This is a genomic window from Roseomonas marmotae, assembly GCF_017654485.1.
In the GTDB taxonomy this organism is placed as follows: domain Bacteria; phylum Pseudomonadota; class Alphaproteobacteria; order Acetobacterales; family Acetobacteraceae; genus Pseudoroseomonas; species Pseudoroseomonas marmotae.
On record NZ_CP061091.1, the window covers coordinates 1,021,639 to 1,034,136 of the forward strand.

17 protein-coding genes are annotated in these 12,498 nt (G+C 66.7%); 13 read left to right on the forward strand and 4 right to left on the reverse strand.

All coding sequences use genetic code 11. The annotated features are described in order from the left end of the window. Position 1: 1 nt before the first annotated feature. The 13 genes from rplF (at position 2) to IAI58_RS04910 (ending at position 8,483) form a co-directional block, all read left to right on the forward strand. The gene (gene rplF, locus IAI58_RS04850; protein ID WP_207448502.1) at positions 2-538 is read left to right on the forward strand and encodes a 50S ribosomal protein L6; all 537 of its coding nucleotides are present in this window, start codon (positions 2-4) and stop codon (positions 536-538) included. Next, the gene (gene rplR / locus IAI58_RS04855) at positions 539-901 is read left to right on the forward strand and encodes a 50S ribosomal protein L18 (RefSeq protein WP_207448503.1); all 363 of its coding nucleotides are present in this window, start codon (positions 539-541) and stop codon (positions 899-901) included. Positions 902-913: 12 nt separating this feature from the next. Then, complete coding sequence (gene rpsE / locus IAI58_RS04860) at positions 914-1,525, forward strand: 30S ribosomal protein S5 (RefSeq protein WP_207448504.1); 612 nt, start codon at positions 914-916, stop codon at positions 1,523-1,525. Continuing rightward, positions 1,518-1,715, forward strand: a complete 198-nt coding sequence (gene rpmD / locus IAI58_RS04865) for a 50S ribosomal protein L30 (protein ID WP_207448505.1) — start codon at positions 1,518-1,520, stop codon at positions 1,713-1,715. Before rpsE ends, rpmD begins: the two co-directional genes overlap by 8 nt. A 1-nt stretch (position 1,716) precedes the next feature. Then, a complete protein-coding gene (gene rplO / locus IAI58_RS04870) occupies positions 1,717-2,208 on the forward strand; it encodes a 50S ribosomal protein L15 (protein WP_207448506.1) in 492 nt (163 codons plus the stop codon). Between the two features lie 108 nt (positions 2,209-2,316). Next, positions 2,317-3,678, forward strand: coding sequence for a preprotein translocase subunit SecY (gene secY, locus IAI58_RS04875; protein ID WP_207448507.1), 1,362 nt, complete (start codon positions 2,317-2,319; stop codon positions 3,676-3,678). Between the two features lie 41 nt (positions 3,679-3,719). Continuing rightward, a complete protein-coding gene (locus IAI58_RS04880; protein ID WP_207448508.1) occupies positions 3,720-4,373 on the forward strand; it encodes an adenylate kinase in 654 nt (217 codons plus the stop codon). Between the two features lie 198 nt (positions 4,374-4,571). Next, complete coding sequence (gene rpsM, locus IAI58_RS04885; RefSeq protein ID WP_120637997.1) at positions 4,572-4,949, forward strand: 30S ribosomal protein S13; 378 nt, start codon at positions 4,572-4,574, stop codon at positions 4,947-4,949. Position 4,950: 1 nt separating this feature from the next. Then, the gene (gene rpsK / locus IAI58_RS04890; RefSeq protein ID WP_007434887.1) at positions 4,951-5,343 is read left to right on the forward strand and encodes a 30S ribosomal protein S11; all 393 of its coding nucleotides are present in this window, start codon (positions 4,951-4,953) and stop codon (positions 5,341-5,343) included. A 26-nt stretch (positions 5,344-5,369) separates the two neighbouring features. Continuing rightward, positions 5,370-6,386 (forward strand): DNA-directed RNA polymerase subunit alpha, encoded by a 1,017-nt coding sequence (locus IAI58_RS04895; protein WP_207448509.1) that lies wholly within the window; start codon positions 5,370-5,372, stop codon positions 6,384-6,386. Between the two features lie 26 nt (positions 6,387-6,412). Continuing rightward, the gene (rplQ, locus tag IAI58_RS04900) at positions 6,413-6,841 is read left to right on the forward strand and encodes a 50S ribosomal protein L17 (protein ID WP_207448510.1); all 429 of its coding nucleotides are present in this window, start codon (positions 6,413-6,415) and stop codon (positions 6,839-6,841) included. A gap of 187 nt (positions 6,842-7,028) precedes the next feature. Continuing rightward, positions 7,029-7,829: an NAD kinase gene (locus tag IAI58_RS04905; protein WP_207448645.1), complete on the forward strand. Its 801-nt coding sequence runs from the start codon at positions 7,029-7,031 to the stop codon at positions 7,827-7,829. A 15-nt stretch (positions 7,830-7,844) separates the two neighbouring features. Beyond that, complete coding sequence (locus IAI58_RS04910) at positions 7,845-8,483, forward strand: glutathione S-transferase family protein (RefSeq protein ID WP_207448512.1); 639 nt, start codon at positions 7,845-7,847, stop codon at positions 8,481-8,483. 83 nt (positions 8,484-8,566) lie between these two features. Here the strand turns inward: IAI58_RS04910 and IAI58_RS04915 are convergent, their stop codons facing one another. From IAI58_RS04915 to IAI58_RS04930, 4 genes are read right to left on the reverse strand one after another with little or no spacing between them, the layout of a single operon-like run. Next, positions 8,567-9,574, reverse strand: coding sequence for an ABC transporter ATP-binding protein (locus IAI58_RS04915; protein ID WP_207448514.1), 1,008 nt, complete (start codon positions 9,572-9,574; stop codon positions 8,567-8,569). Continuing rightward, positions 9,571-10,590 carry an ABC transporter ATP-binding protein gene (locus IAI58_RS04920; protein WP_207448516.1) on the reverse strand — a complete coding sequence of 340 codons (1,020 nt, stop codon included), beginning with the start codon at positions 10,588-10,590 and terminating at the stop codon, positions 9,571-9,573. Before IAI58_RS04920 ends, IAI58_RS04915 begins: the two co-directional genes overlap by 4 nt. Before the next feature lie 7 nt (positions 10,591-10,597). Beyond that, a complete protein-coding gene (locus IAI58_RS04925; protein WP_207448518.1) occupies positions 10,598-11,527 on the reverse strand; it encodes an ABC transporter permease in 930 nt (309 codons plus the stop codon). Then, a complete protein-coding gene (locus IAI58_RS04930) occupies positions 11,524-12,498 on the reverse strand; it encodes an ABC transporter permease (RefSeq protein ID WP_207448520.1) in 975 nt (324 codons plus the stop codon). The genes IAI58_RS04925 and IAI58_RS04930 overlap by 4 nt, the downstream gene beginning before the upstream one ends.

Below are 12,498 nucleotides of genomic sequence, written 5' to 3' on the forward strand. Positions count from 1 at the left end.
CATGTCGCGCGTCGGCAAATATCCCGTCTCCGTCCCCGCCGGTGTCACCGTCTCGCTGAACGACGGCGTCGTGACCGCCAAGGGCAAGCTCGGCGAGCTGTCCATGCCGATCGTCACCGATGCCGTCGAGGTCGAGGTGAAGGGCAACGAGGTTTCGGTCTCCCCCAAGGGTTCCGATCGCCGTGCCCGCACCATGTGGGGCACCACCCGCAGCCTGATCAACGGCATGTGCATCGGCGTTTCCACCGGCTTCTCGAAGTCGATGGAGATCACCGGCACCGGCTACCGCGCCGCGATGCAGGGCAGCGATCTCGTGCTGAACCTCGGTTACAGCCACGAGATCCGTTACCCCGTCCCGGCCGGCATCAAGATCACCGTTGAGCGTCCCACGGCCGTCAAGGTCGAGGGCGCGGACAAGCAGCGCGTTGGCCAGGTGGCCGCCGAGATCCGCGGCTTCCGCGGCCCCGAGCCCTACAAGGGCAAGGGCGTGCGCTACGACAACGAGACGATCCTCCGGAAGGAGGGGAAGAAGAAGTAAATGGCGAACAAACTCGCTCTGCAGACACGCCGCCGCGCGCGCCTGCGCTTCCAGCTTCGCCTCAAGAGTGGTGGCCGGCCGCGTCTGTCGGTCTTCCGCTCGGGTCGTCATATCTATGCCCAGGTCATCGACGACAAGCAGGGCCGCACGCTGGCCGCTGCCTCGTCGCTGGAGAAGGTGCAGCGCGAAAGCCTGCGCACCGGCGCCGACAAGGATGCCGCGACCGCCATCGGCAAGCTGCTGGCCGAGCGCGCCATCGCTGCCGGGGTGACCGAGGTCGTTTTCGACCGTGGGCCTTACCTGTATCACGGCCGGGTGAAAGCCCTGGCGGACGGCGCCCGCGAGGGCGGGCTGTCGTTCTAAGGAGCACAGAAGATGGCACGTGAACCGAGGAGCGGTGGCAGCGACGAGAACCGTCGCGGCCGTGGCCGTGGTCCCGATCGTAACGCCGAGCGTGAGCCCGGCGACGAGCTGAAGGACAAGCTGGTCACGATCAACCGCGTGGCCAAGGTGGTGAAGGGTGGCCGTCGCTTCTCCTTCGCCGCGCTGGTCGTCGTGGGTGACGAGAAGGGCCGGGTTGGCTGGGGCGCCGGCAAGGCGCGCGAGGTGCCCGAGGCGATCCGCAAGGCGACGGAGCGTGCGAAGCGCACGATGATCCGTGTGCCGATGCGCGAGGGCCGGACCCTGCACCACGACGTCGTCGGCGATTTCGGCGCTGGCCGTGTGATCCTGCGCGCGGCTCCGGCCGGCACGGGCATCATCGCGGGTGGCCCGATGCGCGCGGTGTTCGAGACCCTGGGCATGGGCGACGTTGTCGCGAAGTGCACGGGTTCCACGAACCCGCACAACATGGTCAAGGCGACCTTCTCCGCCCTGTCGCGCTGCACCAGCCCCCGCGCTGTGGCCTCGCGTCGTGGCAAGAAGGTCTCCGACCTGCTGGGCGCCCGCAAGGACGAGGCCAGCACGGAGGCCGCGGCCAATGTCTGAGAAGAAGACCGTCCGGGTGACGCAGATCGCGTCGCCCATCGGCCGCAAGCCCGGTCAGCGCGAGACGCTGATCGGTCTGGGCCTTAACAAGATCCGCCGTACGCGCGAGCTGGAGGATACTCCGGCCGTGCGTGGCATGATCCGCAAGGTCGCGCACCTGATTCAGGTGGGCGAGACCACGGAGAAATAAGATGAAGCTGAACGAACTGCGCGACAATGAAGGCGCGCGCAACAAGTTCAAGCGCGTTGGGCGCGGCATCGGTTCCGGTAAGGGTAAGACCTCCGGCCGTGGCGTGAAGGGCCAGAAGGCCCGTACCGGCGTGTCGCTGAACGGCTTCGAGGGTGGTCAGCTCCCGATCTACCGTCGTCTGCCGAAGCGCGGCTTCGTCAATATTTTCCGCAAGGAATACGCGCCGATCAACCTCGGCACGTTGGAGCAGGCGCTGGAGTCCGGCCGCCTGACGGGTACGGAGATCACCGAGGACGCGCTGAAGGCCGCTGGCCTGGTGCGGACCGGTGGCAAGGTCGTCGGCGTGCGCCTCCTGGCGCGTGGCGAGATCAAGCGCGCCATCACCGTGACGGTCTCCGGTGCCTCTGCTGCCGCCATCGCGGCGGTGCAGGCCGCCGGCGGCAGCGTCACTGTGACGGCTCCGGCCGCCGCGGAAGAAGCACCCCAGGCGTAATGCCTTGCGCCCCCGCCACCGGGGGCGCTAGGTGCTTCGCAGATGGGCTGGCAACGGCGCCGTGGGGCATGCTCCCGGCGCCGCAGTCATGTTGAAGGGTCAGAACTCATGGCGTCCGCCGCCGAGCAGCTCGCAGCCAACCTCAACCTCGGCGTGCTGTCCAAGGCCACCGAGCTCAAAAAGCGCATCTGGTTCACGCTGGCTGCGCTGATTGTCTACCGCATCGGCACCTATGTGCCCGTGCCAGGCGTCGATGCCACGGTGATGGCGGATATCCTGCGCCAGCATGGCAGCGGCATCCTGGGCATGTTCGACATGTTCACGGGCGGCGCGCTGGGGCGCATGACCGTCTTCGCGCTGAACATCATGCCCTACATCTCCGCCAGCATCATCGTGCAGCTGCTCAGCAGCGCGGTGCCGAGCCTGGAGGCCCTCAAGAAGGAGGGTGAGGCCGGGCGCAAGAAGCTGAACCAGTATACCCGCTACCTGACGGTGCTGATCGCCCTCTTCCAGGCCTGGGGCATCGCGATCGGGCTGGAGAGCATGCGCGGAAGCTTGGGCCAGGCCGCGGTCTTCGAGGCCGGGATGTTCTTCCGCATCTCCTGCGTGGTCACGCTGGTGGGCGGCACTCTCTTCCTGATGTGGCTGGGCGAGCAGATCACGGCCCGCGGCGTCGGCAATGGCATCAGCCTGATCATCTTCGCCGGCATCGTCGCCAACCTGCCTTCCGCGGCTGTCGCCACGCTGGAGCTGGGCCGGACCGGCGCGCTCTCCACCTTCTTCATCATCGCCTTCCTGCTGATCGCCCTGGGCGTCATCGCCTTCGTGGTCTTCATGGAGCGGGCGCAGCGGCGTATCCCCGTCCAGTATCCGAAGCGCCAGATCGGCAACCGGATGTTCGGCGGTGAGAACACGCATTTGCCGCTGAAGCTGAACACGGCTGGCGTCATTCCGCCGATCTTCGCCTCCTCCCTGCTGTTGTTGCCGGCGACCTTCGCAGGCTTCGCAGGCGGGCAGCAGACGGATAGCTGGCTGATGACGATCGCCAATGCCCTGGCGCATGGGCGGCCGGCCTATATGGCGCTCTATGTGGCGCTGATCATCTTCTTCGCCTTCTTCTATACGGCGGTGGTTTTCAACCCGGCCGAGACTGCGGATCAGCTGAAGAAGAACGGCGGCTTCATTCCGGGTATCCGCCCCGGGCAGTCCACGGCTGATTATCTGGACCGGGTGCTGACGCGTCTGACCGCCATCGGCGCCCTTTATCTCTGTATCGTCTGCCTTCTGCCGGAGATCCTGATCAGTCAATACGGCGTGCCCTTCTACTTCGGCGGCACTTCCTTGCTGATTATTGTTTCCGTGACGATGGACACGGTGGCTCAGATTCAGTCTCATCTCTTCGCCCACCAGTATGAGGGGCTGATTCGCAAGTCCCGCCTGGGCGGGCGTGGTGCTCCCCGCGTGCGCTAGGCACGCGGGCTCTTGCTAGCTTTGCCAGGGAAAACGCGTCGATGAACCTCATCCTGCTCGGTCCACCGGGGGCCGGCAAAGGCACGCAGGCCAAGCGCCTGGAAGACCGCTACGGGATCGCGCAGATCTCGACGGGCGACATGCTGCGGGCCGAGGTGAAGAGCGGCAGCGAGATCGGGCTGCAGGCCAAGGGCATCATGGAGCGCGGCGAGCTGATGCCCGACGCGATCATCACGGCCATGCTGGCGCTGCGGGTGGAGAAGCCCGATGCGGCCCGCGGCTTCATCCTCGACGGCTTCCCCCGCACCACGCCCCAGGCCGAGGCGCTGGACGTGATGCTGAAGGAGAAGGGGCTTCAGCTCGACCATGTGATCGAGCTGAAGGTCGATGATGGCGCGCTGGTCGAGCGCATCGCCGGCCGCTTCACCTGCGCGAAGTGCGGCGAGGGCTATCACGACAGCTTCAAGCCGACCAGGACGTCGGGCGTCTGCGATGTCTGCGGCAGCACCGAGTTCACCCGGCGCGCCGACGACAAGGCTGAGACGGTGGCCGCGCGGCTGGAGGCCTATCACCGCCAGACGGCGCCTCTGCTGCCTTACTACCAGGCGCAGGGCAAGCTGAGGGCCGTGGACGGCATGGCCGCGATGGCCGAGGTCTCGGCCCAGATCGCGGAGATCCTGGGCGAACCGGGCTGAGTTTGGTTCCCCCTTGACTCTTTTGCGTCAGGGGGGGTAAACCGCCGCCTCTTGCGGGCGGGGTCATCCCGGCCGTGAGACTGTTTGCGTTTCGTGCGGGACCAGTTGTCCGGCGGGGCGCGGATGATCACCTTGGCCGGCATCATCGGGTGTCTGGCAGGACGAACGGAAGCCCACAGGGGCTTCGGGAGCAGGTACGTGGCGCGCATTGCAGGCGTGAACATCCCCACCAACAAACGCGTTCTCATTTCCCTTCGCTACATCTACGGCATCGGCCCGGCGAATGCGAAGGTGATCTGCGAGCAGCTCGGCATCCCCGAGGACCGGCGCGTCAACCAGCTGACGGACGAAGAGATCGTCAAGCTGCGTGAGACGATCGACCGCGACTACCGGGTCGAAGGCGATCTGCGTCGCGAGAACGCGATGAACATCAAGCGCCTGATGGACATGGCCTGCTATCGCGGCCTGCGTCACCGCAAGGGCCTGCCGGTCCGCGGCCAGCGCACCCACACCAACGCCCGCACCCGCAAGGGCAAGGCCGTGGCGATCGCCGGCAAGAAGAAGGTGACGAAGTAAGATGGCCCGTCAGCCCAGCGGTCGTCCGCGTAAGAAGGAACGCAAGAATATTGCGTCCGGCGTGGCCCACGTCCTCGCCAGCTTCAACAACACCATCGTCACCATCACGGACAGCCAGGGCAACGCCATCGCGTGGTCCTCGGCCGGCAGCCAGGGTTTCAAGGGCAGCCGCAAGTCCACCCCGTACGCCGCGCAGGTCGCGGCCGAAGACGCGGGCCGCAAGGCGCGCGAGCACGGGATGGAGACGCTGGAGATCATGGTGTCCGGTCCCGGTTCGGGGCGTGAGTCGGCTCTGCGCGCGCTGCAGACGGTCGGCTTCTACGTCACCGCCATCCGCGATGTGACGCCGATCCCGCACAACGGCTGCCGCCCGCGCAAGCGTCGGCGGGTCTGAGGCACGGCGGCAAGGAGGCACCCACTTTGCTCGAGCGCAACTGGCGTTCCCTGATCCGCCCCGAAAAGCTCGATGTCGAGCTGGGGGCGGAGCCGTCCCGCACCGCGACCGTGGTGGCGGAGCCGCTGGAGCGCGGCTTCGGCATGACGCTCGGCAATGCACTGCGGCGGATTCTTCTGTCGTCGCTGCAGGGTGCGGCCGTGACCGCCATCCGTATCGATGGCGCGCTGCATGAATTCAGCAGCCTTCAGGGTGTGCGGGAAGATGTCACGGACATCGTCCTGAACATCAAGCGGCTGGCCATCCGGATGCAGGGCGAGGGGCCGAAGCGCCTCCAGCTCACGGCAACCGGCCCTGGCGAGGTCACCGCTGGCCAGATCCAGACCACCGGCGATATCGAGATCGCCAATCCGGACCTGGTCATCTGCACGCTCGACGATGGCGCCAAGCTGTCGATGGAGCTGACGGTGGACCTGGGCAAGGGTTATGTCCCGGCCAGCGAGAATCGCCCGGAAGACGCCCCCATCGGGCTGATCCCGGTCGATGCCATCTACTCCCCGGTTCGCCGCGTGGCGTATCAGGTGCAGCCGACCCGCGTCGGCCAGCGCACCGACTACGACAAGCTGGTGATGACGGTGGAGACGGACGGCACGATCGCCCCGGACGATGCCATCGCCCTGGCCGCGCGCATCCTGCAGGATCAGCTTCAGCTCTTCATCAACTTCGATGAGCCGCGTGAGCGCAAGGTGGAAGAGGTGCAGGACGACCTGCCCTTCAACCGCAACCTGCTGCGCAAGGTGGACGAGCTGGAACTGTCGGTCCGCAGCGCGAACTGCCTGAAGAACGACAATATCGTCTATATCGGCGACCTCGTTCAGAAGACCGAGCAGGAAATGCTCCGCACGCCGAATTTCGGCCGCAAGTCGCTGAACGAAATCAAGGAAGTCCTCGCTTCCATGGGGCTGTCCCTCGGCATGACCGTGTCGGGCTGGCCGCCGGAGAATATCGAGGACCTCGCGAAGAAGATCGAAGAGCCGTTCTGATTTCGGCCACCTGAAGGAATAGACCCATGCGTCACGGGGTTGCCGGCCGGAAGCTCGGCGTTACCTCCTCCCACCGTATTGCGATGCTCCGCAATATGGCGACCAGCCTGCTCAAGCATGAGCAGATCACCACGACCCTGCCGAAGGCCAAGGAGCTGCGCCCCTATGTGGAGCGCATCATCAGCCTCGGTAAGCGTGGCGACCTGCATGCCCGCCGCCAGGCCTATGCGCAGATCCGCGACGAGAAGGTGGTGGCCAAGCTCTTCACCACCATCGCCGAGCGGTACAAGACCCGCCAGGGCGGCTATACCCGCGTGCTGAAGGCGGGTGTCCGCTACGGCGACGCCGCCGACATGGCGGTGATCGAGCTGGTGGAGCGCGATGCGGCGGCCAAGGGCCTCGACAGCGGCCAGCAGCCGGAAGCCGAGGCCGAGGGCCAGCAGGACGCGGCGTAAGCCGTTCTCCTGGAGTGAAGTGGAAAAGGGCGGATGGGTGACCATCCGCCCTTTTTCCATGCGTGGCCTCCTGCGCGGTTCGCGCCGGCCTTGCGGGCGGCGGGCTGGCGGGTAAGACTTCGGGGATGTTCCGCCGCCGCGTGTTCCTGGGCTTCCGCGCGTGACCGCCGCCTTGCTCGAGGCGGGGATGCAGTCGGCCGAGATGCCGGACCTGCCGGCGGATCTGCATGGACGCATCGCCTTCCTGGCCGCGCCGACCGAGGTCGCCATGGCGGCGCGGGAGCGGCTGGCCGCCCGGCATGGCGACCCGCAGCCGGAGGAGGCCGCCGTCATCGTCGCGCTCGGCGGCGACGGCTTCATGCTGGAGACCCAGCACCGCTTCCTGGGCCGCAACCCGCCGATCTACGGCATGAACTGTGGCAGCGTCGGCTTCCTGATGAACGCCTTCAGGGAGGAGGAACTGCCGCAGCGCCTGGCGGCGGCGCAGTCGGCCACGCTCTTCCCGCTGCGGATGCGGACCGTGGCGGGCGACGGCGAGCGGCGGGAGGCGCTGGCCATCAACGAGGTCTCCCTGCTGCGGGAGACGCGGCAGGCGGCCAAGATCCGCATCCTCGTCGATGGCAAGGAGCGGCTGCCGGAGCTGATCTGCGATGGCATCCTGGTGTCCACGCCCGCCGGCAGCACCGCTTATAACCTTTCCGCCCATGGCCCCATCGTGCCGCTCGGCGCCAACCTCCTGCCGATGACGCCGATCTCCGCCTTCCGGCCCCGCCGCTGGCGCGGCGCGCTGCTGCCCGGCGAGGCGGTGGTGATGTTCGAGATCCTGGAATTCGAGAAGCGGCCGGTCGCCGCCGTGGCCGATTATGTCGAGGTGCGCGATGTCCGTTCCGTGGAGGTGCGGGAGGATCGCAGCAGCCGCCTCACTTTGCTGTTCGACCCGGATCACGGCCTGTCCGAACGCATTATCGCTGAACAATTCACTGTCTGAGCAGGAGACGTTCTCATGAAGCTCCACTGGTGTCCGAAGACACGATCCTTCCGTGCACTTTGGATGCTGGAAGAGGCAGGGGCCGCCTATGAGCGTGTGCTTGTGGATATCCGCGCCGGCGCGCAGCAGGACCCCGCCTTCCTGGCTCTGAACCCCATGGCGAAAGTGCCGGTGCTGGAACACGGCGCCATCATCATCGCCGATTCCACCGCGATCTGTGCCTGGCTGGCGGACCGCCTGCCGGAGGCCGGACTGGCGCCCTCGCTGAACCACACGGATCGCGGCAGCTACCTGCAGTGGCTGATCTTCCCGGCCGCCTATATGGAGCCGGCCCTGGTGGAGCGTCAGGGCGGCTGGAAGACCAATACCCACGCCCATGCCTGGGGAGATTTCGACCGGGTGTTGGCGGCCATGGATGCCGGATTGCAGAAGGGGCCGTGGCTGCTGGGCGAACATTTCAGCGCGGCCGATGTCACCATGGGCACGGGGCTCGGCTGGGGCCTGAAGTTCGGCATGATCCCGGCCACGCCGCTCCGCACCGCCTATATCGAGCGCTGCGAGGCACGGCCGGCCTATCAGCGTGCCCTGGCCATCGATGCCGGGCCGGAGGAAGCGGCGCCGCCCCCGGCCGGGCCGAAGCCGCCACAGGACTGACGGCCTCCGCCGCCGGACATGAAAAAGCCCCGCCCGCCATCTGGCGGAGCGGGGCTTTCCCGTTCAGGGCCGGGTGGAAAGGATCAGCCCGGCAGGTCGTTCAGGTGGCAGGCGCTGCGGTGGCCCGGCGCGATGTTCTTGAGCACTGGCCGCTCCACGCGGCAGCGGTCGAAGGCATGCGGGCAGCGCGGGTGGAAATGGCAGCCCGGCGGCGGGTTGAGCGGCGAGGGGATCTCGCCCTTCACGCCGGCGAAGCTCTTCTTGCGCGCCTCGATCCGTGGCACCTCGGCCAGCAGGGCCTGGGTATAGGGATGATTGGCGCGGGCGAAGACTTCCTCGGAAGGGGCCTCCTCCACCACCCGGCCCAGATACATGATCACCACGCGGTCCGAGAGATGCTCGACCACGCCGAGGTCATGGCTGATGAAGAGGTAGGTGAGGTTCAGATCCTTCCGCAGCTGCATGAACAGGTTCAGGATCTGCGCCTGGATGGAGACGTCCAGCGCCGCGACGGATTCGTCGCAGACAATGAACTCCGGCTGCACAGCGAGCGCCCGGGCGATGCCGATGCGCTGGCGCTGGCCACCCGAGAACTGGTGCGGGTAGCGGCGCTTCAGCGAGGGGTCCATGCCCGCGCGGCGCATCTGCTCGTCCACATAGCGGTCGAACTCGGCGCGCTTGGTCAGGCCATGCACCAGCGGCGCCTCGCCGATGATCTCGGCCACCCGCAGGCGCGGATTGAGCGAGGACATCGGGTCCTGGAAGATCATCTGCGTCTGCAGCTTGGCGCGCCGCGCCTCGGCGCCGCTCAGGGAGGAAAGCTCCTTCCCATGCCAACGGATGCTGCCCTCGGTGGCCGGCATGATGCCCGCCACCATGCGGCCCAGGGTGGACTTGCCGCAGCCGGACTCACCCACCAGCCCGACCACTTCGCCCTTGTTCACGATCAGGTCGACGCCATCGACGGCATGCACCGTCTCTTCCTTCACCGGGGCACCGAGCCGCTGCAGCAGCTTGCCGGCGAAGTCCAGCTTCTTGGAGAAGCGCTTGGCGACGCCCTTCAGCTCGATGATGGGGGTTTCGCTGCTCATGCGGCTTCTCCCTGTGCGGGATTCGGGAACATCGGGTGGAAGCAGCGCACGTCGCGGCCGGGCGCCACCTCGCCGAAGGGCGGCTCGTTGATGCAGACCTCGGTCACGCGCGGGCAGCGGGTGCGGAAGGCGCATCCCGGCGGCAGCTTCAGCAGGCTGGGCGTCATGCCCGGGATCTGCCGCAGCGGCTCGCCGCGCTTGTTGCGGCTGGGCACGGAGCCGATGAGCCCGGCGGTATAGGGGTGCAGCGGCATGTCCAGGACAGGGGCCACCTCGCCCTTCTCGACGATACGGCCGGCATACATGACCGCGATGTCGTCGGCGAGGCCGGCGACCACGGAGAGGTCATGCGTGATCCAGATCATCGCCGTGCCGGTCTCAGCGCAGAGCTTCTGCACCTCGGCCAGGATCTGCGCCTGGATGGTCACGTCCAGCGCCGTGGTCGGCTCGTCCGCCACGATCAGCTCGGGGCGGTGCAGCAGCGCGATGGCGATGGCCACGCGCTGGCGCATGCCGCCCGAGAACTGGTGCGGATAGGACTTCAGCCGCTCCTCGGGGGAGGGGATGCCCACCATGCCCAGCGTGTCGCGGGCGCGCTGGCGGGCCTCCTCCTTGGAGACCTTGCTATGGGCCTGAACCGTCTCGATCATCTGCGTGTCGATACGCAGGACCGGGTTCAGCGTCATCATCGGGTCCTGGAAGATCATGGCGATGCGGTTGCCGCGAAGCTTCCGCATCTCCTCTTCCGAGAGCTTGGCCAGGTCCTGCCCATGGAACAGGATGGAGCCGCCGGTGATCCGGCCGGGTTCATCGACCAGGCCGAGGATGGAGAAGCCGGTCACGGTCTTGCCGGAGCCGGATTCCCCCACCAGCCCCAGCACCTTGCCGCGGCGGACGGTGAAGGAGACATCATCCACCGCCTTCACCACGCCGGCGCGGGTAAAGAAATGCGTTTGCAGGTTGCGGACTTCGAGAGTCGGGGAGCCCGCAACCGGGGCCTGCATCACTGCTGACATTGGACGATCACTTCTTCAGTCGCGGGTTCAGCACATCACGCAGGTGGTCGCCCACGAGATTGATCGAGACGATGGTCACCAGCAGCGCGATGCCGGGATAGAAGCTGATCCAATACTTGCCGGAGAGCATGTACTCGTAGCCGTTGGAGATCAGCAGGCCGAGCGAGGGCTCGGTGATGGGCACGCCGAGGCCGAGGAAGGAGAGGGTGGCCTCCAGCGCGATGGCGCGGGCGATCTGCATGGTGCCGACCACGATCAGCGGCGGCAGGCAGTTCGGCAGCAGGTGGCGGAAGATCACGCGGTAGGTCGGCAGGGCCAGGCACTGCGCGGCCTCGATATATTCGCGGCGGCGCTCCACCAGCGCGGTGCCGCGCACCGTTCGGGCGTAATAGGCCCATTCCACGATCACCAGCGCCAGCACCACATTCGTGATGCCCTTGCCGAGGAAGGCAAGGATCATCAGCGCCGCCAGGATGGACGGGAAGGAGAGCTGCAGGTCGACGAGGCGCATGATGGCGCTGTCGGTCCGCCCGCCTGCATAGGCGGCCAGCAGGCCCAGCGAGGCGCCGATGAGGCAGGCCACGATGGCCGAGCCGGCGCCGACCATCAGCGAGATGCGCAGCCCATACATGATGCCGGAGAGCATGTCGCGCCCCTGGTCATCCGTCCCCAGCCAGTAGGTGAAGCCGGCGCCGCCCACCGTGCCGGGCTCCATCCGCCCGTCCATGATGTCGAGCTGCGCCAGGTCATAGGGGTTCTGCGGCGCGATGAGCGGCGCAAACACGGCGATCAGCACCAGGAAGGTGAAGACCACCAGGCCGACCGTCGCCGTCTTGCTCTCGAAGAACTCGGAGACGAAGCGGCGGAACGGCGTTTCGACCTTGGCCGGGGCGGGGGCCGCCGGCGTGGCGGCCTGAGGGAGGGAACTCGCGCTCATTGCTTGTTCTCCAGCCGCACGCGCGGGTCGAGGGCCGAGTAGGAGAGGTCGACCAGCAGATTAATGGTGATGAACATCAGGACGATGATCATCAGGTAGGCGACGATCACGGGGCGATCGAGCACGTTGATGCTGTCGATGATCAGCTTGCCCATGCCGGGCCAGGCGAAGACGCTTTCCGTCACCACCGAGAAGGCGATGGTGGAGCCCAGCTCCAGGCCGACCACGGTGACGACCGGGATCATGATGTTCTTGAAGACATGGACGAAGATGACCCGCTGGTTCGTCAGGCCCTTGGCGCGGGCGAACTTCACGAAGTCCATCAGCATCGTCTCGCGCACGCCGGCGCGGGTCAGGCGGATGACGAGGCTGATCTTGAAGAGTGCCAGGTTGAGCACCGGCATGGCCAGGTGGCGCAGCCCGTCCCAGGTCAGGAAGGACCAGCGCAGGCCCAGCACTTCCACCGTCGGTCCACGTCCCGTCGAGGGCAGCCAGCCCAGCTGCACGGCGAAGACCATGATCAGCATCAGGCCGACCCAGAAGGTGGGCAGCGAGAAGCCGAGGATGGAGCTGGTCATGATGACCTTGGAGGCGCCCGCATTCGGCTTCAGCCCGGCATAGAGGCCGAGCGGGATGCCGATGACCAGCGCCACGATGGTGGCGCCGAAGGCCAGTTCCAGCGTCGCCGGCATGCGCTGCAGGATCAGCTGCAGCGCCGGCTCATTGAAGACGAAGCTGCGGCCCAGATCACCCCGCAGCGCATTGCCGAGGAAGGACATGTACTGCATCCACAGCGGCAGATCGAGACCGAGCGCCTTGATGGCGCGCTCACGCTCGATCTGGTCCGCATCCGGACTGATCAGGATCTCCACCGGATCGCCGATGGCGTAGACGCCGACGAAGACGATAAGGGACATCGCCAGCATAACAAGAACGGCCTGCAACAGCCGTCGCATCAGATAAAGGCTCAT